This window comes from Streptomyces sp. NBC_00094, from assembly GCF_026343125.1.
Classification (GTDB): Bacteria; Actinomycetota; Actinomycetes; order Streptomycetales; family Streptomycetaceae; genus Streptomyces.
In genome coordinates, this window is sequence record NZ_JAPEMB010000001.1 from 4,292,312 (window position 1) to 4,316,537 (window position 24,226).

The following is a 24,226-nucleotide window of genomic DNA, read 5'->3' on the forward strand; positions in this document are numbered from 1 at the left end:
GGGGGCGTTACTCGGCCTGGCCCCAGAAGGCGTCGGACTGCGCGATGTCCTCGACGCACTCGTCGATGTCGGTGATCTTGCCGCCCATGATCGTGAAGATCAGCGCGCCCTTCATCTCGATGCCCCGGTCACCGCGCTCGGCGAAGAACGTGTTCGCCGCCACGGCGTGGCCGCGGCCGTCGACGGAGACGCTGTCGAGCTGCACCTGCATCTTGCCGCCGGTGAGCTCGAACATCTTTCCGTACATGGCGAGGATGTTGTCGCGGCCCTTGAAGTGCCCGGATATCTGGCTTTCGCCGGGCGAGTGGTGCGTACAGTCCGCCGTCATCAGGGTGCCGACGGTCTCCATGTCTCCTCGGGTCCACGCCTCGAAGCCCCGGCGGACCAAGGCGATGTCAGGGTGCTCGGTCATGGCTGCTCGACCCCTCTCGTACGCGTCGGGTGTCTGCGAAAAGCCTTCCCTCTCCTCTCCAGTCTCCGGCTACCCTCGCCCCCATGCCACCGGCCAAGAACCGCCCTCGCCGCTACGATTCCGCCAAGACCCGGGCCGCCGTGCTCGCGCAGTTCCGGAACCTGCGGGACGGGGTGGTGGCGCTCACGCCCGAGCAGCTCGCCGGGCCGACCCGGCTGGGGGAGTGGACCGTTCGGGAGCTGGTGGCCCACGTGACGATGGCCATGGGGGCCACCGCGCGGCACCTGGGCGAGCCCGAGCCCGCGCGACAGGAACTCGCCCTCGCCGACTGGCCCCTGGCCACCGCCACGGCCGCGGCGCGGATCGACGAGGACACCCGCGCGATCGACACGAGCGACCTTCCCGGTCTGTACGAGCGGACGGCCGCCCTGTACGAGGAGCGGGTCGCGGGCGCCGCCGACGGACGACTGGTCGCGGCCAGGCTCGGCGCCATGACCCTCGCCGACTTCCTGGTCACCCGGACCGTCGAGATGGTCGTCCACACCGACGACCTGAACGCGGCGACCGGCGCCGGCATCCCGTACGACCGGCAGGCTCTCGCCGCCTGCACCCGGCTGCTCGCCGACGCCCTCGCGGCGAAGGCCCCCGGCGGCGCCGTCGAGGTGCGGATCCCGCCGTTCGCGGTCGTGCAGTGCGTGGAGGGCCCCCGGCACACCCGGGGCACCCCGCCCAACGTCGTCGAGACGGACCCGCTGACCTGGATCAGGCTCGCGACCGGGCGCGCGGAGTGGGCGACGGAGAAGGAGGCCGCCCGCGTGAGCGCGAGCGGCGAACGCGCGGACCTGAGCGACGTGCTCCCGGTCCTCTCCTAGGGGAACCGGCGCAGCGGCCCGCCCGTCCCACCTCCATGCCGAAGCCACGCGCCGCCCTCACCGCCCTGGTCCCGCTCCTGCTGCTGCTCACCGCCTGCGGTACGGAGCAGGGTCCAGGCGCCGCGCCGGCCGGGACCGTCGACCCCGGCCTGCCCGTCAGCGGTACGCACTGGACGATCGACGCGGTGACGGTCGACGGCCGCAGGTCGGCCGCTCCCGCCGCCGCCCGCGTCGAGTTCAAGGAGAACGGCCGCGCCCAGGGGAACACCGGCTGCAACCACTTCGGCGCGACCGTCGCCGTGAACGGTGACACCCTCACCGTCACCCAGGACGAGATCACCGAGATCGGCTGCCCCGGCGACCGGGAGCGCTTCGAGAAGGAGCTGGTCAAGGCCTTCTCGGGCCCGCTGAAGGGCACGATCAAGGGGGAGCGGTTCACCCTCGCCTCGGGCGACGGCCGGAACGGCCTGGAACTGACCTCGGAGCCCGGCGCCCCGCTGCGCGGCACCACCTGGAAGGTCGACTCCCTCGTCTCCGGCGGGACGGCCGCCTCGCTGCCCGCCGGCAGCGGGAGCAAGGCGCGCTTCACCCTCGGCGAGGACGGCCGGGTCACCGGCAACCTGGGCTGCAACAACTTCTCCGCGACTGCCCGGGTCGAAGGCACCACCCTCACGGTCGAAGGCCCGGCCGCGACCACGCGCATGATGTGCACGAGTCCGGAGATGCAGCTGGAGACGAAGCTGTACGAGCTCCTCGACGGCCCGCTCACCTACCGTCTCGACCACCGCACCCTGACCCTCACCGACCCCTCGGGCGAGGGCCTCACGGCCACGGCGGCGGGGTAGCGCCCTCGGAAGAACTCGAAAGAAGGTGCACTCCGTCACATCGCGGGGGGCCCCGGCGCCTGGTACGAGCGTCCGCTCATGAGGGCCCCGGGGGCGGAATCCCTTCGCGCACCTGCTTCGTAGGCCCCTCCAAGCCAGAGATGATCATTTCGTGCGATCGCACGAACGGCGGGGACCCGGGTTTTCTCCAATTCGGACCAGTGGTCGAGCCCGACTACACTCGGAAACGTGCCACGTGGTGACGGTCGACTCAATCACGACTTGCTCCCCGGAGAGAAAGGCCCCCAGGACGCTTGTGGCGTCTTCGGTGTCTGGGCTCCGGGTGAAGAGGTCGCAAAGCTCACGTACTTCGGGCTCTACGCCCTCCAGCATCGGGGCCAGGAATCCGCGGGTATCGCGGTTAGCAACGGCTCCCAGATCCTCGTCTTCAAGGACATGGGCCTCGTGTCCCAGGTCTTCGACGAGACCTCTCTCGGCTCCCTCCAAGGTCATATCGCGGTCGGTCACGCCCGCTACTCGACCACCGGGGCCTCCGTGTGGGAGAACGCGCAGCCGACGTTCAGGGCAACCGCCCACGGCTCGATCGCGCTCGGCCACAACGGCAACCTGGTGAACACGGCCCGTCTCGCCGAGATGGTCGCCGACCTTCCCAAGAAGGAAGGCCGCTCGACCCGAGTGGCCGCCACCAACGACACCGACCTGCTCACCGCGCTTCTCGCGGCCCAGGTCGACGAGGACGGCGAGCCGCTCACCATCGAGCAGGCCGCCGCGAAGATCCTCCCCGACGTCCGGGGCGCCTTCTCCCTCGTCTTCATGGACGAGCACACGCTCTACGCGGCCCGTGACCCGCAGGGCATCCGCCCGCTGGTCCTCGGCCGTCTCGAGCGCGGCTGGGTGGTCGCGTCGGAGTCCGCCGCCCTCGACATCTGCGGCGCCAGCTACGTCCGCGAGGTCGAGCCGGGCGAGATGATCGCGATCGACGAGAACGGCATGCGTACCTCGCGATTCGCGGAAGCGAAGCCCAAGGGCTGTGTCTTCGAGTACGTGTACCTGGCTCGCCCCGACACCGACATCGCCGGACGGAACGTCTACCTCTCCCGCGTGGAGATGGGCCGCCGTCTCGCGAAGGAGGCGCCGGTCGACGCCGACCTGGTGATAGCGACTCCGGAGTCCGGCACCCCGGCGGCCATCGGCTACGCCGAGGCCTCGGGCATCCCCTTCGGTGCCGGCCTGGTGAAGAACGCCTACGTCGGGCGCACCTTCATCCAGCCCTCGCAGACCATCCGCCAGCTGGGCATCCGGCTGAAGCTGAACCCGCTCAAGGAAGTCATCAAGGGCAAGCGCCTGGTGGTCGTCGACGACTCGATCGTCCGCGGCAACACCCAGCGCGCGCTGGTCCGGATGCTCCGCGAGGCCGGTGCGGCCGAGATCCACATCCGGATCTCCTCCCCGCCGGTGAAGTGGCCCTGCTTCTTCGGCATCGACTTCGCCACCCGCGCGGAGCTGATCGCCAACGGCATGTCGATCGAGGAGATCGGCAAGTCGCTCGGGGCGGACTCGCTCTCGTACATCTCCCTGGAGGGGATGATCGAGGCGACCACCATCCAGAAGCCGAACCTCTGCCGTGCCTGCTTCGACGGCGAGTACCCGATGGAGCTCCCGGACCCCGAGCTCCTCGGCAAGCAGCTCCTGGAGACCGAGCTGGCCGCCGGCCCGGCCGCCACCGCGGCCGCCGACGCCCTGCGTCGCCCGTAAGACCCCGCTGCAACCCCGCAGTACGACACGAAAGTTCTTCAGCATGTCTGAGTCCACCAGTGCCGGAAGCGGCGCCAGCTACGCGAGCGCGGGCGTCGACATCGAGGCGGGCGACCGCGCCGTCGAGCTCATGAAGGAGTGGGTGAAGAAGACGCAGCGCGCCGAGGTCCTTGGTGGCCTCGGCGGTTTCGCCGGCCTCTTCGACGCCTCCGCCCTCAAGCGCTACGAGCGGCCGCTGCTCGCCTCCGCGACCGACGGCGTCGGCACGAAGGTCGACATCGCCCGCCAGATGGGCGTGTACGACACCATCGGCCACGACCTGGTCGCGATGGTCATGGACGACATCGTCGTCTGCGGCGCCGAGCCGCTCTTCATGACCGACTACATCTGCGTCGGCAAGGTCCACCCGGAGCGGGTCGCCGCCATCGTCAAGGGCATCGCCGAGGGCTGCGTCCTCGCCGGCTGCGCCCTCGTCGGCGGCGAGACCGCGGAGCACCCGGGTCTCCTCGGCCCGGACGACTTCGACGTCGCCGGCGCCGGCACGGGTGTCGTGGAGTACGACCGGCTGCTCGGCGCCGATCGCATCCGTACGGGGGACGCGGTCATCGCCATGGCCTCCTCGGGTCTTCACTCCAACGGGTACTCGCTCGTCCGGCACGTGGTCTTCGACCGCGCCGGCATGACCCTGGACCAGCGTGTCGAGGAGCTCGGCCGGACCCTCGGCGAGGAGCTCCTGGAGCCCACCAAGATCTACTCGCTGGACTGCCTGGCCCTCACCAGGACCACGGACGTCCACGCGTACAGCCACATCACGGGCGGCGGTCTCGCCGCCAACCTGGCCCGGGTGATCCCGGACGGCCTGCACGCCACGGTCGACCGCTCCACCTGGACCCCCGGCGCGATCTTCGACCTGGTCGGCAAGGCCGGTCAGGTGGAGCGCCTGGAGCTGGAGAAGACCCTGAACATGGGCGTCGGCATGATGGCCGTCGTGCCGGCCGACTCCGTGGACGCGGCCCTGACGACCCTCGCGGACCGCGGGGTCGAGGCGTGGGTCGCGGGCGAGATCACCGAGCGCGGCGCGCACACCACCGGCGCGGAGCTGGTCGGGGACTACGCGAAGTAGAGCGGTCCCGGACGCAGGCATACGGCAGCGGCCCGGCAGCGCCCCTCAGGGGCTGCTGCCGGGCCGTTCCCGTACGGTCTCGTCCCCGCGTACCCCCAGGGGTGTGCGCGGACAGCACGGAAACCCGGCCGGTTGTACCGGACCGGGTTTCTGTGATTCAGAAGGTCAAGCGCGACGTGGGGACGACGGACCGGACTCGTCGTCCTCGTCCTCGTCCTCGTCGTCGTAGAGAGACGCGTACTGCGCGTACGGGTCGTCTTCCTCGTCGTCGTCCTCGAACGGCTCGCCATTCGGCGGCTGGTTCGAAGTCGAAGCGCCCAGCTCATTGGCCAGACGCGACAGGTCAGTCCCGCCGCTGCTGTACTTCAGCTGGCGGGCGACCTTGGTCTGCTTGGCCTTTGCCCGGCCGCGCCCCATGGCTCGACCCCCTCGGTGACGGGGCTCGATGACCCCAGAGTCTTGACACGCGTTCATGATTCGGAACGGACTCTCGAAAGAGAGACCGGCCCGTAGGGCTTCAACGGTACCTGTTTCCTCGGGTCTACGGTACGCCGTGCGCATCACATACCTCGGTACAGAACCTTCGAGGAGCCCTTTCCTCGCTGGTCAATCGCGATTTTAACCTCTTCTTGAGGGCCGACCCGCCGAGGGGCGTGAGCGAAGTCTCGCCGAGGTGCCCCCGGCGTCTCCTCGATGCCTCCCCGGCGGCGGGGCGGCCCTCCGTGCAAACCCGGCGGGCTCAGGCGCGCAGGGCCTCCGCCATCCGCTGCTCGGCGATCCGGTCGGCCGCGGCGGCCGGCGGAATTCCGTCCGCCTTCGCACGTGCGAATATGGCCAGCGTGGTGTCGAAGATCTTCGTGGCCTTCGTCTTGCACCGGTCGAAGTCGAAGCCGTGCAGCTCGTCGGCGACCTGGATCACGCCACCGGCGTTGACCACGTAGTCGGGCGCGTAGAGGATCCCGCGGTCCGACAGGTCCTTCTCGACACCGGGGTGCGCGAGCTGGTTGTTGGCCGCACCGCAGACGATCTTCGCGGTGAGGACGGGCACGGTCTCGTCGTTCAGGGCGCCGCCGAGCGCACAGGGCGCGTAGACGTCCAGGCCCTCGACGCGGATCAGCGCGTCCGTGTCGGCGACGACGGTCACCTGCGGGTACTTGTCGGTGATCCGGCGCACCGACTCCTCGCGCACATCGGTGATCACGACCTCGGCGCCGTCCTCCAGGAGGTGCTCGACGAGGTAGTGGCCGACCTTGCCGACGCCCGCGACACCGACCTTGCGGCCGCGCAGGGTCGGGTCGCCCCAGAGGGTCTGCGCGGAGGCGCGCATTCCCTGGAAGACACCGAAGGCGGTGAGGACGGAGGAGTCGCCGGCGCCGCCGTTCTCGGGGGAGCGGCCGGTGGTCCACCGGTTCTCGCGGGCGACGACGTCCATGTCGGCGACGTAGGTGCCGACGTCGCAGGCCGTCACGTAGCGGCCGGCGAGGGAGGCCACCATGCGGCCGTAGGCGAGCAGCAGCTCGTCCGTCTTGATCTTCTCCGGGTCCCCGATGATGACGGCCTTGCCGCCGCCGTGGTCGAGGCCGGCCATGGCGTTCTTGTACGACATGCCGCGCGAGAGGTTGAGCGCGTCGGCGATCGCCTCGGCCTCGGTGGCGTACGGGTAGAAGCGGGTCCCGCCGAGGGCCGGGCCCAGGGCGGTGGAGTGGATGGCGATGACGGCCTTGAGGCCGGTGGCACGGTCCTGGCAGAGCACGACTTGCTCGTGGCCACCCTGCTCCGAATGGAACAAGGTGTGCAGCACGTCTGCGGGAACGACAGGAACGCCGGTCACATCGGTCACGGTGGTGACTCCCAAGTACGAAGCGGCGGTTTCGGCCCTCCCTATGGGTGGGGGAGGACCAGTTCGGCAAGAGAGTAAGTCCTACCTGGGCGTAGATCAGCCGCAGTGCTCAGGATCACCCCCTCTCGCTCGGGAACACCCCCTCCCGGAGTACCCCCGTGGAAGGATTCGCGACATGACGGTCGCCTCTTCGGTCCTCGTCCCCTACGCGTCCTACCTGCGGGTGTACGAGCCGCTGGCCGCGTTCCCCGAGCCGGAACGGAGCCACTGGGCCCGGTACGCCCGCAGGCCCCGGACTCCCGGGGCGCAGGAGGAGCTGCGGCGCTCGCTCGCCGACCTGCTGCCGACGCCCCCGGTGCCGGTGCCGGTCCACGAGAGCGGGGAGGCCTTCGTCGCACACCTGGACGGGGTGGTGGTGATCTGCCCGTGGCGGACGCGGCTGCGGGGCTGGCTGGCCCTGGAGGAGCTGATGACCGACGGGTACCCGGAGGCGGTGCTCGACGCGATGCTGCCGCCCGTGGTGCGCGTGCAGGTGGCCGGCGACTACGAGCGGTGGTCGAGCCGGAACCCGGACGCGCGGCCGTGGATCCGCACGGCGGTCTGGCAGGTGCCGCTGCGCTGGTTCGCGCTCTTCGGGGACGAGGACCGGCAGTACGAAGCGGGGGCCCCTCAGGGCGCAGCGGGTGCGGAGGGCGCGGCGGGGGCACGCCGGGCGCCGGTGCTGCGCTACCGGACGACGATGGCGCAGGCGCGGCGGCGGCTCGCGCGGGCGCTGCGGGCGCTGCGGGAGTCGATCGACGAGGGACCGATGACGGAGGGCCTCGTCGACGTGGGGCGCTGGCTGGAGGAGTTCCATCCGCGGGCGCTCGTGGAGCTGGACTTCGGCGGCCTGGTGCACGCGGTGTCGGAGGAGTGGCTGGCCGGGGAGCGGTCGGCGGCGGAGATGTCGGAGGGCCTCGCCGCGCTGCGGGCGGGCGACGGCGAGCGGGCCGGTGAGGTGTACGGGCGGCTCGCGGAGCGCTGGCGGGCCATCAGGGACCTGCAGAGCGCGAATTGACATCAGTCGGGCATCTTCGTCAGGTCGCCATCGACAAGACATGTCCGACTGGGGTAAATGATCTTCAGGCATCCGGACCCGAGGGCTCCGGAGGTCTCTCGGCCGACCCGGTTCCTTCGGTGCGTGCGGGGCGAAGGACGTTGGTCCCGATCCGGGCCTTTGGCTCAAGCGTGACGGACAGCACTTAACGCACCCTTGCGTCCATCACCCACCCTCGTGCCAAAATAGGACAAGGAGTCCGGGGAGGGTTCCTTCCGTCCAACTTTGGGCGGAACGCTCGGCATTGCACTCTATGGGGGGTCTGAGGACTCCTGATCGCTCTGTGACTGATCGTCACAGGCGCGTGACTGTCCGTTATGGCATGGTCCATCGACTTCCGCCGCTGATGAACACCTGCGAGGGCAATTCCATCGGTTTGGCCGACGTGGCTGGACGGATGGTGTAGTTGTAGTGCCGAGGACAAGCCGTTCGTCCTATAACCGACTCGGCCCGCTTCTGCCATTTCGGGCAACGCGGGTCAAGGTGCAGAATTTAGAGGAAAGAACCGAGATGGTTCGGTTCTCCCGAGGAGGCCGCTCATGACCGCTCGCACCCCTGATGCCGAGCCGCTGCTGACCCCTGCCGAGGTTGCCACGATGTTCCGCGTGGACCCTAAGACGGTGACTCGTTGGGCGAAGGCGGGCAAGCTGACGTCCATCCGCACCCTGGGTGGGCATCGCCGATACCGCGAAGCCGAGGTTCGCGCACTGCTCGCGGGTATTCCGCAGCAGCGCAGCGAAGCCTGAAGCTCGCTCAACACCCCGCAGCACCCTGTAGCACCGGGCCTGTCCGGATCCCCCAATCCGGTCGCCCACCCCTAGTACTGCCGACGGATTCCTGCCCCAACAGGCCTTCGTCAACGATCGCGCTGGACTCCGCCGGGTCTGGCGCGATCTTTTTTGTGCCCGGCGCCACTCTGTTGTTGGTGGTGCAATTGCACATATTAAATGGGGTCGGTGTAGGAGGGGTGTAAGTGAAGCGGTTTCTGAAACTCTTTCAGTGACACCCGTCACACTGACGAAGTCTTGCCAACAACCAGCCTCCCACCCGCGGGATCGACCCCAACCCGCCGTTGGTCACGGACCGATGGGACTTTCGTCCCCCGGGGCCGGCTCGACGCCCGCGCCGCCCTCGTCACGCTCGTTGCCCTCTGCGGGCTCTGCGGGCTCTGCGGGCTCTGCGGGCCCTGTGGGCAGCTCTCCGGGCCCTCTGGGCTCCACGGGCGGCTCCACCCGCTCCACGGGCTCCGGAAGCTCCATGGCGAGCCGCAGGAGGCGATGACAGACCACGCAGTGGCGTGTGAGGTGTCCGTAGCGGGATGCGGCCGCCAGATGGGCGCGCAGCAGCGCGCGCGTGTCGTGTCGTGCCGCCGACGCCCCCGCCATGCGCGACCACCTCCGGTGTGGGCCCCCGATTCCCTGACTCCGGGGTACCGGCGGGCGCCCCGCGCCGTCAATACACGGGAACACGACGAAGGCCCGCATCTCACGATGCGGGCCTTCGGTAAAGCGAACCTGACGGGACTTGAACCCGCGACCTCCACCTTGACAGGGTGGCGAGCTAACCAACTGCTCCACAGGTCCTTGCTCGCAGCCCCTCGTAAGTGGCTGCGAGAGAGACTGTACAGCAGGTCAGCGGTCGGGTCGAACCGGCCGCCGGAATCGCCGACGGTCAGGGCGCCGCCGCGTCGATCGCCTTCACGATCCGCTTGTCCGAGACCGGGTGCGCCGTGCCCAGAGCATGGGCGAAGTAGCTCACCCGCAGCTCCTCGATCATCCAGCGGATGTCGGTGACCTCGGACGGCACGGGGCGGCCCTTCGGGAGCTGTTCGAGCAGCCACGCGTACTCGTCCAGCATCTCGTGGACCTTCTCCATGCGGGTGGTGTCCCGCTGGACCCCGGTCGGCATCTGCTGGAGCCGCCGGTCCACCGCCACCAGGTACCGCATCAGGTCCGGGAGCCGCTTGAGGCCCGTACGGGTGACGAAGCCCGACGGCACCAGCCAGGCCAGCTGCTCGCGCACGTCCGTCAGGTTGTTGATCAGGGCCAGGCTGTTGGTGGACTTGATCCGGCGCTCGCAGGCGTGCCAGGCCGCCAGGATCTGCTGGACCTGGCCCACCGTCCGTACCGTCGTGTCCACGAGGTCCGCGCGGACCTTGTCGTACAGCTTCCGGAAGGACTCCTCGTCCCAGGCCGGGCCGCCGTGGTCCGCGATCAGCTTGTCGGCGGCGGCGGTGGCGCAGTCGTCGAAGAGGGCCTGGATCGAGCCGTGCGGGTTGCTGGAGAGCGCCAGCTTCTGCTGGTTGGTCAGCTTGTCCGAGGCGAACTTCGCCGGGTTCACCGGGATGTTCAGCATGATCAGCTTCCGGGTGCCCCGCCACATCGCCTGCGCCTGCTCGGCCTCCGTGTCGAAGAGCCGTACGGCGACGGTCGCGCCCTCGTCCACGAGCGCCGGGTACGCCTTGACCGGCTGGCCCGCCCGACGGGTCTCGAAGACCTTCGTGAGGGTGCCGATCGTCCACTCCGTGAGCCCCGCACGCTCCAGGGACGGGCCGGAGCCGTCCGGGCCGCCCGTGGCCGCCGCCGCGGCCTGGGAGAGGGCCTTACGGGCCTTGGGGCGCAGCTGCAGCCGCAGCGTCTCCAGGTCCTTGTCCTCGGCCAGCTTGCGGCGCCGCTCGTCGACGATCCGGAAGGTGATCTTGAGGTGCTCGGGCACCTTCGCCCAGTCGAAGTCCTCGGCCGTGACCGGGACGCCGACCATCCGCTGGAGCTCGCGCGCGAGCGCGCCCGCCAGTGGCTCCTGCACGGGGACGACCGTGTCCAGGAAGCGGGTCGCGAAGTTCGGCGCGGGTACGTAGTGGCGGCGGATCGGCTTCGGCAGGGAGCGGATCAGCTCCGTGACGACCTCTCCGCGCAGACCCGGGATCTGCCACTCGAAGCCCTCGTCCGTCACCTGGTTGAGCACCTGGAGCGGGACGTGGACGGTCACGCCGTCCGCGTCCGCGCCGGGCTCGAACTGGTACGTCACCCGGAACTTGAGCGGGCCCTGCCGCCAGGAGTCCGGATAGTCGTCCTTGGTGACGCCGGCGGCCTTCTCGTTGATGAGCATCTCGCGCTCGAAGTCCAGGAACTCCGGTTCGTCGTGGCGCTTGTGCTTCCACCAGGAGTCGAAGTGGGCGCCGGACACGACGTGCTCGGGGACGCGCTTGTCGTAGAAGTCGAAGAGCGTCTCGTCGTCGACGAGGATGTCGCGGCGCCGGGCGCGGTGCTCCAGCTCCTCGACCTCGGTGAGGAGCTTGCGGTTGTCCGCGAAGAACTTGTGGTGGGTCCGCCAGTCGCCCTCGACCAGCGCGTTCCGGATGAACAGGTCCCGGGAGACCTCGGGGTCGATCCGGCCGTAGTTGACCTTGCGGTCGGCGACGATCGGCACGCCGTACAGCGTCACCTTCTCGAAGGCCATCACGGCCGCCTGGTCCTTCTCCCAGTGCGGCTCGCTGTACGTCTTCTTCGTGAGGTGCTCGGCGAGCGGCTCGATCCACTCGGGCTCGATCCGGGCGTTGACCCGGGCCCAGAGGCGCGAGGTCTCCACCAGCTCGGCGGACATGACGAAGCGCGGGGGCTTCTTGAAGAGCGCGGAACCGGGGAAGAGCGCGAACTTGGCGCTGCGGGCACCCAGGTAGTCGTTCTTCGCTGTGTTCTTCCCGCCCTCCCCCCCGGCGTTCTTCACGTCCTTCAGCCCGATGTGGGAGAGAAGGCCGGCGAGGAGCGAGACGTGGACGGACTGCTCCGGGGCGTCGTCCTCGTTCAGATGGATGCCCATCTGCTTGGCGACCGTACGGAGCTGGGTGTAGATGTCCTGCCACTCCCGGATGCGCAGGAAGTTCAGGTACTCCTGCTTGCACATCCGGCGGAAGGAGCTGGATCCCCGCTCCTTCTGCTGCTCGCGGACGTACCGCCACAGGTTCAGGTAGGCGGAGAAGTCGCTCGCCTCGTCCTTGAACCGGGCGTGCTGCTGGTCGGCCTGCGTCTGCTTCTCCGCGGGCCGCTCGCGCGGGTCCTGGATGGAGAGCGCGGCCGCGATCACCATGACCTCGCGGACACAGCCGTTCTTGTCGGCCTCCAGGACCATGCGGGCGAGCCGCGGGTCCACGGGCAGCTGGGCGAGCTTGCGGCCCTGCGGGGTGAGCCGCTTCTTCGGGTCCTTCTCCGCCGGGTCGATCGCGCCGAGCTCCTGGAGGAGCTGCACGCCGTCCCGGATGTTGCGGTGGTCCGGCGGGTCGATGAAGGGGAACTTCTCGATGTCGCCGAGGCCCGCCGCGGTCATCTGGAGGATGACGGAGGCGAGGTTCGTCCGGAGGATCTCGGCGTCCGTGAACTCCGGACGCGACAGGAAGTCGTCCTCCGAGTACAGGCGGATGCAGATGCCGTCGGACGTACGGCCGCAGCGGCCCTTGCGCTGGTTGGCGCTGGCCTGGCTGACCGCCTCGATCGGCAGGCGCTGGACCTTGGTCCGGTGCGAGTAGCGGGAGATGCGGGCGGTGCCCGGATCGATCACGTACTTGATGCCGGGGACGGTCAGGGAGGTCTCGGCGACGTTCGTGGCGAGCACGATCCGGCGGCCGGAGTGGGCCTGGAAGACGCGGTGCTGCTCGGCGTGCGACAGGCGGGCGTAGAGGGGGAGGACCTCGGTGTTGCGGAGGTTCCGCTTCAGGAGCGCGTCCGCGGTGTCCCGGATCTCGCGCTCACCGGAGAGGAAGACGAGGACGTCGCCCGGTCCCTCGGACTGGAGCTCGTCCACGGCCTCGCAGATCGCGGTGATCTGGTCGCGGTCCGACTCCTCGGAGTCCTCTTCGAGGAGCGGGCGATAACGGACCTCGACCGGGAACGTACGGCCGCTGACCTCGACGATCGGGGCCTCGCCGAAGTGGCGGGAGAAGCGCTCCGGGTCGATCGTCGCGGAGGTGATGACGACCTTGAGGTCGGGGCGCTTCGGCAGCAGCTGGGCCAGGTAGCCGAGCAGGAAGTCGATGTTGAGCGACCGCTCGTGGGCCTCGTCGATGATGATCGTGTCGTAGGCGCGCAGCTCGCGGTCCGTCTGGATCTCGGCGAGCAGGATGCCGTCCGTCATCAGCTTCACGAAGGTCGAATCCTGGCTCACCTGGTCGGTGAAGCGGACCTTCCAGCCGACGGCCTCGCCCAGCGGAGTCCGCAGCTCCTCGGCGACCCGCTCGGCGACCGTGCGGGCGGCGATCCGGCGGGGCTGCGTGTGCCCGATCATGCCCCGGACGCCCCGGCCGAGCTCCAGCAGGATCTTCGGGATCTGGGTGGTCTTACCGGAACCCGTCTCACCGGCGACGATCACGACCTGGTGGTCACGTATCGCCTCCAGGATCTCGTCCTTCTTCTGCGAGACGGGCAGCTGCTCGGGGTACGTGATCGCGGGCACGCGAGAGGCGCGCCCGTCGACGCGCTCCTTGGCCTTGGCCGCCTCTGCGGCGATCTCGTCCAGGACGGCCTCGCGGGCCTCGGGCTTGCGGATGCGGCGGGCGCCTTCGAGTCGGCGGCCGAGCCGGTGGGAGTCCCGCAGCGAGACCTCGGCCAGGACGGACTGGAGGGCGGCGAAGGAAGTAGACATACGGACCCCAGGATCGCACCTGCGGCCGAGAAGCGGCGAACCCATTTACGAGCACGGGGTGCGTACTATTTCGGGCACGTCGACCGGACCCGAGGGGTTTCGTATGTTCCGCACCACCCGCGCCCTGGCGGCCTTCGCCGCGCTGGCGGGTCTGGTGCTGGCTCTGCTGGTGTGCGGGACGGCGACGAGCGCTCCTCTCGCACCGCCGGGGACCAAGGCCGTCGCCGCCGCCGTCGTGCCGGGCTGCGGCCCGGGCCACGCGGCCGACGTGGGCGCCTCGGGTCCCCTCGTACCGCCGCGCGCCTCCGGCTTCGCGGAGCTGCTGCCCGCGCTCGCCGCCGACCGGACGCCGTGCGCGGTCCGGCACGGGGAGCCGGGCGGACGGGGCGCCGGGCCGGGACGGGAGCCGCCCGAGCGGGTACCGCCGTCGCCGGTGGAGCTGTCGATTTTGATGAGGGTGTAGACGGGCGGCCGCCCTCCGCCGTCCTCCCTTCCTTTCCTCTTCCTCCGCAGGAGCGCTTCCGCATGTCCACGCCCAAGGCCACGTCCAGGTCCACGTCCAGGTCCAAGCCGGTCATGATCGTCTCCGGGGTGGCGGCCGCCGCCGTGCTGCTCGGCGTCGTCTCGTACACCGCCACCAAGCCGTCGTCCCCCGGCGCCTCCGGTTCCTCCGCCGTCGCCGAGGTCTCCGCAGACCCGTCCGCCGGCGTCTACCCCGAGCTGGAGGCGTACGCCCGCCGCGACGCCTCCGACAAGCTGGCGATGGGCCGTGCCGACGCGCCCGTCGTCCTGATCGAGTACGCCGACTTCAAGTGCGGCTACTGCGGGAAGTTCGCCCGCGACACCGAGCCGGTCCTCGTGAAGAAGTACGTGGAGGACGGCACCCTGCGCATCGAGTGGCGCAACTTCCCGATCTTCGGCGAGGAGTCGGAGGCCGTCGCCCGCGCGTCCTGGGCGGCCGGGCAGCAGGGCCGGTTCTGGGAGTTCCACAAGGCCGCGTACGCCGAGGGGGCCAAGGAGAAGGGCTTCGGGAAGGACCGGCTCGCGGCCCTCGCGAAGGAGGCGGGCGTCCCCGACGCCGCCCGCTTCGCGAAGGACACGGACGGGAAGGCGGCCCGCGAGGCCGTCCGCGAGGACCAGGAGCAGGGGTACGCGCTCGGCGCGACCTCCACCCCCTCCTTCCTGGTCAACGGCCGTCCGATCGCGGGCGCGCAGCCGCTGGAGACCTTCACCGAGGCCATCGAGGCGGCGGCCAAGGCGGCCGAGGGGGCGAAGGACACGAAGGCCACGAAGGACACGAAGGCCGGGCAGTGACCTCCGGCATCGGCTACTTCGCCGCGTTCCTCGGCGGGCTGCTCGCCCTCCTCAGCCCGTGCAGCGCCCTGCTCCTGCCCGCCTTCTTCGCGTACTCGATCGACACGCGCGCGAAGCTCGTCGCCAGGACCGGGATCCTCTACGCGGGCCTGGCGACCACCCTCGTGCCGCTGGGCGCGGCCGGTTCCCTCGCGGGCCGGTTCTTCTACGGCCACCGGGACCTCCTGGTGACCGTCGGGGGCTGGCTGATCATCGGGCTCGGCGTCCTCCAGCTCCTCGGCCTGGGCTTCGCCTCCCGCCGTATCGCCGAGGCGAGCGGCCGCATCCGGCCCACGTCGGCGCTCTCCGTCTACGCCCTGGGTCTGGTCTACGGCCTCGCGGGCTTCTGCGCGGGTCCGATCCTGGGCAGTGTCCTGACGGTGGCGGCGCTGAGCGGCAGCCCGGCGTACGGCGGGCTGCTCCTCGCCGTGTACGCGCTGGGCATGGCGGTCCCGCTCTTCGTCCTCGCGCTGCTCTGGGAGCGGTACGACCTGGGCCGGCGGCGCTGGCTGCGCGGCCGGCCCCTCCGGGTCGGCCCGCTCACGCTCCACTCGACCTCGCTGCTCTCGGGCCTGTTCTTCATCGCCCTCGGCACGCTCTTCCTGGTCTTCGACGGGACGACCGCGCTGCCGGGGCTGCTCTCGGTGGACGAGTCGTTCGCGGTGGAGGAGCGGGTGGCCGAGCTGGGCCGGGCGGTGCCGGACTGGGCGCTGCTCGTCGCGGTCGTGGCCGTGGTGGCGGTGGCGCTCACGCTGCGGGGCCGGCGGGGGAGCCGTACGCGGGAGCGCGAGGAGGCGTGACCGTACGAGGGGAAGGGGCGCGGGCCCCTTCCCCTTAGGGGCGCCGTCGGGGAAGGGCCCGGAAACGACGAAGGCCCCGTTCTTTCGAACGGGGCCTTCTGTTTGTGGCTGGGGCCGGGGTCGAACCGGCGACCTATCGCTTTTCAGGCGATCGCTCGTACCAACTGAGCTACCCAGCCACGAGACTGTTTCCAGCCTCAGCGACTCTGACGGGACTTGAACCCGCGACCTCCACCTTGACAGGGTGGCGAGCTAACCAACTGCTCCACAGAGCCTTGCAATGTGCGAGACAAGTCTCGCACACGTTAATGCGTACCCCCAACGGGATTCGAACCCGTGCTACCGCCTTGAAAGGGCGGCGTCCTGGGCCACTAGACGATGAGGGCTAAGGGCCCGCCGGGGCGCTTTGCAGCGCGTCGGGGACGTGAGAAGCATATGGGATGTCGGCCGGGATCGCCAAAACGGTTTCCCCGTACCCCCGGCGAGTCCCTCCACCAGGGGGACAATGGGCGCGTGCTGGAGATGACGCGCGAGGAGTTCGAGGAACTTGTCGCCGAGGCCCTGGACCGGATTCCTCCGGAACTCGCCCGGCTGATGGACAACGTGGCGGTGTTCGTGGAGGACGAGCCCGACCCGGAGGATCCCGAGCTGCTCGGGCTCTATGAAGGGACGCCGCTGACCGAGCGTGGTGAGTGGTACGCCGGCGTGCTGCCCGACCGGATCACGATCTACCGGGGCCCGACGCTGCGGATGTGCGAGGCGCGCGAGGACGTGGTCGCGGAGACCGAGATCACGGTGGTGCACGAGATCGCCCACCACTTCGGCATCGACGACGAGCGGCTGCACGCGCTGGGCTACGGCTGAGCGGGGGTGCGGCCGGGCGGGGTCGGGTCGTGGCCGACCGGGTGAGGTCGGGAGGGTCGTGGCCGGGCGGGGCCGGGAGGGTCGCGTCCGGGCGGGGTGACGCCCGAGGCGTCCCGGGCGTGTCCCTTGCGACGCAAAGGGAGTTGGGCAGGACAACGCGTTCCGTCCCTGCCTGTTGTGTCCTGGAGGTGCCCCCGTGCGCCATTTGCCCACCCGTGTGCGATGGGCCGCCGCCGCGCTGGCCGTCGCGGCCTGCGCCGGCCTGAGCGGCTGTATGAGTGTGAGTGACGAGGGGGCCAAGCCGGTGCCCGGCGCGTCCGGGGGGAAGCGGGGCGTGGCGGCCGAGTCCGACGGCGGGGCGGGACTCCCGGACGGGGGCGCCGGCTCCTGGAACGGGCGGCCCGGCAAGAGCGGGCCCGAAGCGGCCGGTGGCGGTGCGAAGTCCCCGGTGCCGAGCGGCTCGCCGTCGGCCTCCGCGGAGCCCTCGCGGGGCGCGGTGCTGCCGGTGGAGGGCCCGGCCGGTACCGGCGGCGTCACCCCGAAGCCCGGCCCGACGTCGAGCGGCGGCAACGGCGGTCAGGGCGGGGGCCCTGTCGACGGCGGGAACAACGGAAACGGCGGCGGCGGTGCCGGCGGCGCGGGGAGCGGCGACAACGGGGGAGGGGCGGGCGGCCCCGGTGGGGGCGGAGTGACGCCGCCCACAGTGGAACCGACGCCGGAGCCCACCGTGGAGCCGACGCCGGAACCGACCGTGGAGCCGACGCCGGAACCGACCCCGGAACCGACCTCGAATCCGAGTGATCCGCCGACCCCCGGGCCGGAGGCGCAGCTGGGTGCGATGCGGGCGGCGGACGGGCCGGGAGCATCTCCGGAGCCGACGGCATCACCGCAGGTCGGACCGGTGTGACGGAGTCCGGTTTGCCATAGGCGGGGGAGGGTGCGTATGGTAGTAGATCGTTTGATCCCATTGCCCGGCGCCGACACAGAAGAGCGCCGCGTGGCGCGTACTCTCCCTAGCCGTGGCTGACCGCATTGAGGCGGTCGATTTGCGAATTCACGGAGTTGACGGGCGCGTGCCGAGACTCCGGAAGGTTTCGCATTTCGCATGTCCATTTTCAGTTCTGACCACGCCGTCATGCCCGAGAACGACGAGATCGTCGAGGCCGTAGAGGCCACCGAGATCGTCGCCACCGAGGCTGCGGCCCCCGCCGAGGCCCTCGTCGACACCGACGACACCACCGACTTCGACGACGTCGAGGACTCCATCGAGGCCATCGAGGCCGACGAGGAGCCCGCCGAGCCCACCATCACCTTCGGCGACCTCGGTCTGCCCGAGGGCGTCGTGCGCAAGCTCGCGCAGAACGGCGTCACGACCCCCTTCCCGATCCAGGCCGCGACCATCCCGGACGCCCTGGCCGGCAAGGACATCCTCGGCCGTGGCCGTACCGGCTCCGGCAAGACCCTCTCGTTCGGTCTGCCGCTGCTCGCGGGTCTGTCCGGTGGTCACACCGACAAGAAGAAGCCCCGCGGCATCATCCTCACGCCGACCCGTGAGCTCGCGATGCAGGTCGCGGACGCCCTCCAGCCGTACGGCGACGTGCTCGGCCTCAAGATGAAGGTCGTCTGCGGCGGTACGTCGATGGGCAACCAGATCTACGCCCTGGAGCGCGGTGTCGACGTCCTCGTCGCCACCCCGGGCCGTCTGCGCGACATCATCAACCGCGGCGCCTGCTCCCTCGAGGACGTCAAGATCGCCGTCCTCGACGAGGCCGACCAGATGGCCGACCTGGGCTTCCTGCCCGAGGTCACCGAGCTGCTCGACCAGATCCCCGGCGGCGGCCAGCGCATGCTCTTCTCCGCCACCATGGAGAACGAGATCGGCACCCTGGTCAAGCGCTACCTGACCGACCCCGTCACGCACGAGGTCGACAGCGCGCAGGGCAACGTCACGACCATGACCCACCACGTCCTCGTCGTGAAGCCGAAGGACAAGGCCCCGGTCACCGCGGCGATCGCCGCCCGCAAGGGCCGCACGATCATCTTCGTCCGCACCCAGCTGGGCGCCGACCGCATCGCCGAGCAGCTGCAGGACTCCGGCGTCAAGGCCGACGCCCTGCACGGCGGCATGACGCAGGGCGCCCGTACGCGCGTTCTCGAGGACTTCAAGAAGGGCTACGTCAACGCGCTCGTCGCGACCGACGTCGCCGCCCGAGGCATCCACGTCGACGGCATCGACCTGGTCCTGAACGTGGACCCGGCCGGTGACCACAAGGACTACCTGCACCGCTCGGGCCGTACCGCCCGTGCCGGCCGCTCCGGTGTCGTGGTCTCCCTGGCCCTGCCGCACCAGCGCCGCCAGATCTTCCGCCTGATGGAGGACGCGGGCGTCGACGCCTCGCGCCACATCGTCGCCGGTGCCGGCGCGTTCGAGCCCGAGGTCGCCGAGATCACCGGTGCCCGTTCGCTGACCGAGGTCCAGGCCGACTCCGCGAACAACTCGGCCAAGCAGGCCGAGCGCGAGGTCGTCGACCTGACCAAGCAGCTGGAGCGCCTGCAGCGCCGTGCCGTCGAGCTCCGCGAGGAGGCCGACCGCCTGGTGGCCCGTGCCGCCCGTGAGCGTGGCGAGGACCCGGAGGCCGCTGTCGCCGAGGTGACCGAGGCCGCCGAGGCCGAGGTCGCGGCCGCCGCCGTCGAGGCCGAGCGTGCCGCTCGCGCCGAGGAGCAGCGTCGTGAGGAGCGCCCGGCGTTCCGCGACGACCGCGGCAACTTCGAGCGCCGTGACCGTGGCGGCGACCGCGGTGGCGACCGTGGCGGTGACCGTGGTGGCTTCCGTCGCGACAACGACCGTCCGTCCGGCGGTTTCCGTCGCGACAACGACCGTCCGTCCGGTGGCTTCCGTCGTGACGACCGCCCCTCGGGTGGCTTCAACCGTGACGACCGTGGCGGCGACCGTGGCGGTTTCCGTCGCGACAACGACCGTCCGTCCGGTGGCTTCCGTCGTGACGACCGCCCCTCGGGTGGCTTCAACCGTGACGACCGCGGTGGCGACCGTGGCGGTTTCCGTCGCGACAACGACCGTCCGTCCGGTGGCTTCCGTCGTGACGACCGCCCCTCGGGTGGCTTCAACCGTGACGACCGTGGCGGCGACCGTGGTGGCTTCCGTCGCGACAACGACCGTCCGTCCGGCGGTTTCCGTCGCGACAACGACCGTCCGTCCGGTGGCTTCAACCGTGACAACGACCGTCCGTCCGGTGGTGGCTTCCGTCGCGACGACCGCCCCTCGGGTGGCTTCAACCGCGACGACCGTCCGGCCGGCGGCCACCGTGGCAGCGACCGTCCGTTCAACCGCGACCGTCGCGACGACCGCCCCTCCGGCGGCTTCCGCTCGGGTGGCGGCGACCGTCCGTTCGCCCGTCGTGACGACCACCGCGGCACCGGCTCGACCGGTTCGACCGGCGGCTCCTTCGGCCGTCGCGACGACAAGCCGCGCTGGAAGCGCAACGGCTGAGGTCGACTGACCTGACAGGGAAGGGCCCGTACGAGACTCCGGTCTCGTACGGGCCCTTCCGCGTGTCCGGGAAACCCCTGGCGCCGACTCGCCACACCGTTCGACCGGATACGCTCAGCCGGTCGACGCGGGTGAGGAGTGCCGGCCAGGGGGCCCGGCCCATACTTCTCCCCGACTTCCGGATGTCCGGGCTTCAGGTTGCCCCGGGGAGGGACCTCCTTGTCTCGTTACGCACGCGCGCGGCGCCCCCGCGCGCGTCTCGCCGTCCTTGCCGCAGCGCTCCTCGCCTCCGGCGCGGGCCTCTCGCCCGCCGGGACCGCGCAGGCCTCGCCGGTCGTCGGGATCGACCAGCTGGACATCACGCCGAACTGGCGGGGAGTCCCCCGCCACGACACCGTCACGGCGGTCGGCCCCACGGGCTACGTCCACGCGACGGAGGACTCCGGCGGGAACGTCGACGGTCCGCTCGCGTGGACCGACTTCGCGAGCGGGACGAGCACTCCCCTCGGATACGACAGCGGGTACGGGGCCTTCGCCGAGTCCGGCACCGGCGGCCGGTACCTGTACGTCCGGCCGGGCATCGGCGTCCACGCCCTCCGCGACCTCACCACCGGCGTCGAGCGGCCGCTCGACGTGCCGGGGGACGCGGGCTACCGGGGGCTCCTCGGCTCCACGCTGCTCTTCCAGCAGTACGCGTCGGCCACGGACACCTCCACGACGACCGGCTACTACCTGCGGAGCGCCGACGACCTCGCCGCGGCCCCGGTCCCGGTGACCGGCTGGCCCGCGGGGGCCGACCTGCACCTGGCGCGGCTCGTGGCGGGCGACGACTCCGTGGCCGTGATCCGTTTCGGCCGCTCGGCCGACCCGTACGACTACTCCGACCTCGGTGTCGTCGACCTGCGCACCGGCCGTATGACCGTCATCGAGGCCCCCACCCCGACCGGAACCGTGCTCGTCGCGCCCGTGGCCGTGAGTCCCGACCGGATCGCCTGGGTCGACGGGAACCGCACGGTCCACGTGCGGGAGCGCGCCGACCTGACCGGCGGGGAGCGGACCTTCCCGCTCCCCGCGGACCTGGGCACCGCCCGTATCGGCCTCGTCGGCGACTGGGTCCTGGCACTCGGCGAGACCTCCGGCGGCTCCTTGGCCCGGCGGCTCGTCGCACTGCACCCGGACCAGGGCGCGCAGACGCTCCTGACGGCCGCCGAGGCCGAGCTCACCCAGGTCGGCGGTGGCGGCGGGGGCGTGGCCGTCGTCGGCGGGACGTCCGCCGACGACTGGGCCCTCCTGAAGGCCGTGCCGGGCAAGGAGGGCGGCGCGCCCGTCCTGGAGAAGGTGCGCCGGGTGGAGCCCCTTCCGGCCGCGGTCGCGTCGCTCGCGCTCGGCTCGGGCCGGCTGTCCACCCTGGAGCCGGACGCCGGAAAGGCGGGCTTCCACGCGCGCACCCTGCCGGTCGGCCCGATGCACACGGGCCAGTCCGGGCCCGCGTACGCCGGTGCGGAGCCGGGACGGCTGGAGGCCACCACCCCGCTCTTCGACAGCGGTGACGGGCGCACGGTCCACCTGGCGCGGACCGGTACCGGGCCGCTGGAGGTCGTCGCCCGCCGCTCCACCGGGCAGGCGGTCCGCGTCTCCACCGGGATGGACGAGGGCCGGATCGCCGACGCCTTCGGCCGCTGGGCCGTCTTCCAGGAGGGCCGCACCAGCGCTCCCGGGCAGATCCTGCCCGGCAAGAACATGCTCGTCGTCGACCTGGACGCGGGGAGGACCGCCCTGACCAGGACGCAGACGGCGGCGGCCCTGTGGGGCGACACGCTGTACGGGGGCACGGCCACGGACCAGGTCACCCGCACGGACCTGGCCACCGGCAGGACGCTCGCCGCCGTCGACACCGACGCGCCCTGCCAGGTGACGGAGCTCCAGACGGCGGGCCGGTGGCTGTACTGGGCGTGCTCCCAGTTCGCCCAGCAGGGCGTCGTGGACCTGCGTACGGGCGCGAAGTACGCGTTGAAGCCCGGGGTCGCCACCGGGGCCCTGCTCGGCGACGGCTATCTGATGGAGCGGGGAGTCGACTCGTACCTCCGGATCACCGAGTTCCGGAGGGAGAGGAACCCGGAGACGGGACAGGAGACGGGCAAGGTCGTGATCGACCCCGCCCGTAGGCTCGTCGACTCCACACCGGTGTCCGGTGCGCGCCGCGAGGCCTGGACGGTGGACCGCTTCGGCGGTGCCGTCGCGTACAAGGACGGCGGGAACCTCGTCCACGCCGTGTGGACGGGCGTGCCGGCCTCCGACCTGACGGCCGCCTCGGCGAGCGCGCCGACGACCATGCGGTCGAAGGACGGCTGGAAGGGCGCCTGGGTGCTGTCGAAGCCCGCCTCGTACTGGGAACTGACGATCCGGGACCTCCACTCCTGGGACCTGGTCCGCACCTACCGGGGCGGTGAGACCCGGGGCCGTGTCGACGTGGCCTGGGACGGTCGGACGGCGGCCGGGAAGCCGGTCACGAACGGTCCGTACTCCTGGGACCTGACGGTGCGTACGGCGGACGGGCAGGGCCGGGACCTGGTGGCCTCCGGGGGCATCACCGTCTCCGGCGGTCCGCCGGCCTGGCGTGACCTGGCCGGGAACGACGCCCGGGGCGATCTGCTGGTGATGGACACGGCGGGTCTGGTGTCGATGTACCGGGGTGACGGGTTCGGCGGGCTGGCGTCGCGGATCGCGGGCACGGGCGCGAAGTTCGCGACGACGTCCGTGCCGGTGCCGTTCGGCGACGTGGACGCCGACGGGTGCGCGGACGTGCTGGTGCGCGTCGGGGAGCAGCTGCGGGCGTACCGGCCGGGGTGCGGAAAGGTGGTGTCGGCGTCCTCGCCGTACACCGTGATCGGCTCGGGCTGGGGCCAGTACGACGTGCTGACGTCCCCCGGCGACGTGAACGGTGACGGGTTCGCCGACCTGGTCGTACGTCAGACGTCGACGGGCGACATGTACTTCTACGGGGGGACGGCCGACCACCGGCTGAAGGCCCGGGTCCGGATCGGCACGAACTGGAAGCTGTACAAGAAGATCGTCGGCGCCGGAGACCTGAACGGCGACGGGCGCGGCGACCTGCTGGGCACGGACGCGGCGGGCGTCATGTGGCGGTACTACGGCACGGCCACCGGCGGTGTGGCGGCGCGTGCGCGCGTGGGCTCCGGCTGGGGCATCTACTCCACCCTGACGGGCATCGGCGACATCTCGGACGACGGCTGCCCCGACCTCGTCGCCCGCGACACCTCGGGCCGGCTGTACGCCTACGACGGCACCTGCGCCGGCGGGTACTACTCACGCAGGCTGGTCGGCGGCGGCTGGAACGCCTTCAAGGGCCTGTACTGACCGGGGAACTCGGGGAGGGGGCGGCCGTCGAGACCGACCCCTCCCCGACGCCACGGGCCACGCCTCGTGTCGGATACCCGATCGGTTCCGGGGATCTCTCGGGCTATGCTGCTCGGGTGTGCTTGTCCATGGGCCGTTAGCTCAATTGGCAGAGCAGCGGACTTTTAATCCGTTGGTTGTGGGTTCGAGTCCCACACGGCCTACCGAACTGCTGCAGAGCGCCCCGACCGGTTTCGACCGGGCGGGGCGCTCTTGCGTGTGCGGGCGCCGGGACGCCGGGACGCCGGCGTCAGGCCACCGGGTGGGTGGTGCGGAGGAGTTCACGGCCGCGGAGTTCGTTGGCCTCGCGCCAGGCCTGGACGCGGTGCGGGGTGATGCGGAACCAGCGGTACGGGGTCGACTGGGTGCGCGGGTCGAAGCCGGTGCGTTCGGCGAAGCGGTCGCCGAGGGACCGCGGCAGGGCGTCGAGGTCCAGGGGTTCGACGGATCCGTCGATCATGGACACGTCGCGGGTGTGCCCGAGTGCCAGGCGGACACGCCGGGTGGCGGTCATGTTCCTGCCGGTAGGGCTGTTCGCCGGCGTGGACACGAGCAGGGTCTCGCCGTCCCAGTCGAAGGAGAGCGGTACGAGGTACGGCGCGCCGTCCGGCGAGGCGGTGGCGACCCAGACGTCGACGTCGTGGGCGAGCCGGTGCCCGGTGTCGCGGCGGCGCTGGTCGCGGGAGCGGGGGGCGGCCGTCATCGGA

General features: G+C 70.9%; 19 protein-coding genes and 5 tRNA genes. 14 read left to right on the forward strand and 10 right to left on the reverse strand.

Annotated features, from left to right (window positions below):
- Positions 1-7: 7 nt before the first annotated feature.
- Positions 8-412, reverse strand: coding sequence for a nuclear transport factor 2 family protein (locus tag OG580_RS18900; protein ID WP_267044848.1), 405 nt, complete (start codon positions 410-412; stop codon positions 8-10).
- 83 nt (positions 413-495) lie between these two features.
- Here OG580_RS18900 and OG580_RS18905 point away from each other — a divergent pair, with 83 nt between their 5' ends.
- The 4 genes from OG580_RS18905 (at position 496) to purM (ending at position 5,007) form a co-directional block, all read left to right on the forward strand.
- On the forward strand, positions 496-1,284 hold the full coding sequence (locus OG580_RS18905; RefSeq protein WP_267044849.1) for a maleylpyruvate isomerase family mycothiol-dependent enzyme: 789 nt from the start codon (positions 496-498) through the stop codon (positions 1,282-1,284).
- Between the two features lie 35 nt (positions 1,285-1,319).
- Entirely contained in the window at positions 1,320-2,129 is an 810-nt protein-coding gene (locus tag OG580_RS18910) for an META domain-containing protein (protein ID WP_267044850.1), read from the forward strand.
- Positions 2,130-2,357: 228 nt separating this feature from the next.
- Positions 2,358-3,884, forward strand: a complete 1,527-nt coding sequence (gene purF, locus OG580_RS18915; RefSeq protein ID WP_267044851.1) for an amidophosphoribosyltransferase — start codon at positions 2,358-2,360, stop codon at positions 3,882-3,884.
- Between the two features lie 43 nt (positions 3,885-3,927).
- Positions 3,928-5,007 (forward strand): phosphoribosylformylglycinamidine cyclo-ligase, encoded by a 1,080-nt coding sequence (purM, locus tag OG580_RS18920; RefSeq protein WP_267044852.1) that lies wholly within the window; start codon positions 3,928-3,930, stop codon positions 5,005-5,007.
- Between the two features lie 165 nt (positions 5,008-5,172).
- On the opposite strand, the gene OG580_RS18925 is transcribed toward purM, so the two are convergent.
- The gene (locus tag OG580_RS18925) at positions 5,173-5,424 is read right to left on the reverse strand and encodes a DUF3073 domain-containing protein (RefSeq protein WP_024756846.1); all 252 of its coding nucleotides are present in this window, start codon (positions 5,422-5,424) and stop codon (positions 5,173-5,175) included.
- 322 nt (positions 5,425-5,746) lie between these two features.
- Entirely contained in the window at positions 5,747-6,847 is a 1,101-nt protein-coding gene (locus OG580_RS18930) for a Glu/Leu/Phe/Val dehydrogenase dimerization domain-containing protein (protein WP_267044853.1), read from the reverse strand.
- A 175-nt stretch (positions 6,848-7,022) separates the two neighbouring features.
- Between OG580_RS18930 and OG580_RS18935 the strand changes: the two genes are divergently transcribed.
- Positions 7,023-7,904 (forward strand): hypothetical protein, encoded by an 882-nt coding sequence (locus OG580_RS18935; protein WP_267044854.1) that lies wholly within the window; start codon positions 7,023-7,025, stop codon positions 7,902-7,904.
- A gap of 578 nt (positions 7,905-8,482) precedes the next feature.
- Positions 8,483-8,689, forward strand: a complete 207-nt coding sequence (gene bldC, locus OG580_RS18940; protein ID WP_003949541.1) for a developmental transcriptional regulator BldC — start codon at positions 8,483-8,485, stop codon at positions 8,687-8,689.
- Between the two features lie 330 nt (positions 8,690-9,019).
- Here the strand turns inward: bldC and OG580_RS36270 are convergent, their stop codons facing one another.
- From OG580_RS36270 to hrpA, 3 genes are all read right to left on the reverse strand, one after another.
- Entirely contained in the window at positions 9,020-9,427 is a 408-nt protein-coding gene (locus OG580_RS36270) for a DUF6274 family protein (RefSeq protein ID WP_354006208.1), read from the reverse strand.
- Positions 9,428-9,452: 25 nt separating this feature from the next.
- Positions 9,453-9,526 (reverse strand) — tRNA-Asp (locus OG580_RS18945).
- Between the two features lie 88 nt (positions 9,527-9,614).
- Entirely contained in the window at positions 9,615-13,577 is a 3,963-nt protein-coding gene (gene hrpA / locus OG580_RS18950; protein ID WP_267044855.1) for an ATP-dependent RNA helicase HrpA, read from the reverse strand.
- A gap of 103 nt (positions 13,578-13,680) precedes the next feature.
- Here hrpA and OG580_RS18955 point away from each other — a divergent pair, with 103 nt between their 5' ends.
- The 3 genes from OG580_RS18955 (at position 13,681) to OG580_RS18965 (ending at position 15,730) form a co-directional block, all read left to right on the forward strand.
- The gene (locus OG580_RS18955) at positions 13,681-14,040 is read left to right on the forward strand and encodes a hypothetical protein (RefSeq protein WP_267044856.1); all 360 of its coding nucleotides are present in this window, start codon (positions 13,681-13,683) and stop codon (positions 14,038-14,040) included.
- Positions 14,041-14,102: 62 nt separating this feature from the next.
- The gene (locus OG580_RS18960; RefSeq protein ID WP_267044857.1) at positions 14,103-14,891 is read left to right on the forward strand and encodes a thioredoxin domain-containing protein; all 789 of its coding nucleotides are present in this window, start codon (positions 14,103-14,105) and stop codon (positions 14,889-14,891) included.
- Positions 14,888-15,730, forward strand: coding sequence for a cytochrome c biogenesis CcdA family protein (locus OG580_RS18965; protein ID WP_267044858.1), 843 nt, complete (start codon positions 14,888-14,890; stop codon positions 15,728-15,730). Before OG580_RS18960 ends, OG580_RS18965 begins: the two co-directional genes overlap by 4 nt.
- 105 nt (positions 15,731-15,835) lie before the next feature.
- Here OG580_RS18965 and OG580_RS18970 read toward each other — a convergent pair.
- From OG580_RS18970 to OG580_RS18980, 3 genes are all read right to left on the reverse strand, one after another.
- Positions 15,836-15,909, reverse strand: a tRNA-Phe gene (locus OG580_RS18970).
- 22 nt (positions 15,910-15,931) lie between these two features.
- Positions 15,932-16,005 (reverse strand) — tRNA-Asp (locus tag OG580_RS18975).
- Between the two features lie 38 nt (positions 16,006-16,043).
- Positions 16,044-16,116 (reverse strand) — tRNA-Glu (locus tag OG580_RS18980).
- Positions 16,117-16,243: 127 nt separating this feature from the next.
- On the opposite strand from OG580_RS18980, the gene OG580_RS18985 reads away from it, so the two are divergent.
- From OG580_RS18985 to OG580_RS19005, 5 genes are all read left to right on the forward strand, one after another.
- Entirely contained in the window at positions 16,244-16,594 is a 351-nt protein-coding gene (locus OG580_RS18985; RefSeq protein WP_267044859.1) for a metallopeptidase family protein, read from the forward strand.
- Between the two features lie 196 nt (positions 16,595-16,790).
- Positions 16,791-17,501, forward strand: coding sequence for a hypothetical protein (locus OG580_RS18990; protein ID WP_267044860.1), 711 nt, complete (start codon positions 16,791-16,793; stop codon positions 17,499-17,501).
- Between the two features lie 198 nt (positions 17,502-17,699).
- Positions 17,700-20,102, forward strand: coding sequence for a DEAD/DEAH box helicase (locus OG580_RS18995; RefSeq protein WP_267044861.1), 2,403 nt, complete (start codon positions 17,700-17,702; stop codon positions 20,100-20,102).
- 219 nt (positions 20,103-20,321) lie between these two features.
- Positions 20,322-23,480 (forward strand): VCBS repeat-containing protein, encoded by a 3,159-nt coding sequence (locus OG580_RS19000; protein WP_267044862.1) that lies wholly within the window; start codon positions 20,322-20,324, stop codon positions 23,478-23,480.
- Positions 23,481-23,610: 130 nt separating this feature from the next.
- Positions 23,611-23,683, forward strand: a tRNA-Lys gene (locus tag OG580_RS19005).
- An 86-nt stretch (positions 23,684-23,769) separates the two neighbouring features.
- Here the strand turns inward: OG580_RS19005 and OG580_RS19010 are convergent.
- Positions 23,770-24,222 (reverse strand): pyridoxamine 5'-phosphate oxidase family protein, encoded by a 453-nt coding sequence (locus OG580_RS19010; RefSeq protein WP_267044863.1) that lies wholly within the window; start codon positions 24,220-24,222, stop codon positions 23,770-23,772.
- Positions 24,223-24,226 lie beyond the last annotated feature (4 nt).

Bases quoted from the DNA above. Each gene is read 5' to 3' on its own strand.
- OG580_RS18900 (WP_267044848.1), bottom strand. From the start codon at position 412: ATGACCGAGCACCCTGACATCGCCTTGGTCCGCCGGGGCTTCGAGGCG.
- OG580_RS18905 (WP_267044849.1), top strand. From the start codon at position 496: ATGCCACCGGCCAAGAACCGCCCTCGCCGCTACGATTCCGCCAAGACC.
- OG580_RS18910 (WP_267044850.1), top strand. From the start codon at position 1,320: ATGCCGAAGCCACGCGCCGCCCTCACCGCCCTGGTCCCGCTCCTGCTG.
- purM (WP_267044852.1), top strand. From the start codon at position 3,928: ATGTCTGAGTCCACCAGTGCCGGAAGCGGCGCCAGCTACGCGAGCGCG.
- OG580_RS18925 (WP_024756846.1), bottom strand. From the start codon at position 5,424: ATGGGGCGCGGCCGGGCAAAGGCCAAGCAGACCAAGGTCGCCCGCCAG.
- OG580_RS18935 (WP_267044854.1), top strand. From the start codon at position 7,023: ATGACGGTCGCCTCTTCGGTCCTCGTCCCCTACGCGTCCTACCTGCGG.
- bldC (WP_003949541.1), top strand. From the start codon at position 8,483: ATGACCGCTCGCACCCCTGATGCCGAGCCGCTGCTGACCCCTGCCGAG.
- OG580_RS36270 (WP_354006208.1), bottom strand. From the start codon at position 9,427: ATGCGGGCCTTCGTCGTGTTCCCGTGTATTGACGGCGCGGGGCGCCCG.
- hrpA (WP_267044855.1), bottom strand. From the start codon at position 13,577: ATGTCTACTTCCTTCGCCGCCCTCCAGTCCGTCCTGGCCGAGGTCTCG.
- OG580_RS18955 (WP_267044856.1), top strand. From the start codon at position 13,681: ATGTTCCGCACCACCCGCGCCCTGGCGGCCTTCGCCGCGCTGGCGGGT.
- OG580_RS18960 (WP_267044857.1), top strand. From the start codon at position 14,103: ATGTCCACGCCCAAGGCCACGTCCAGGTCCACGTCCAGGTCCAAGCCG.
- OG580_RS18995 (WP_267044861.1), top strand. From the start codon at position 17,700: ATGTCCATTTTCAGTTCTGACCACGCCGTCATGCCCGAGAACGACGAG.
- OG580_RS19010 (WP_267044863.1), bottom strand. From the start codon at position 24,222: ATGACGGCCGCCCCCCGCTCCCGCGACCAGCGCCGCCGCGACACCGGG.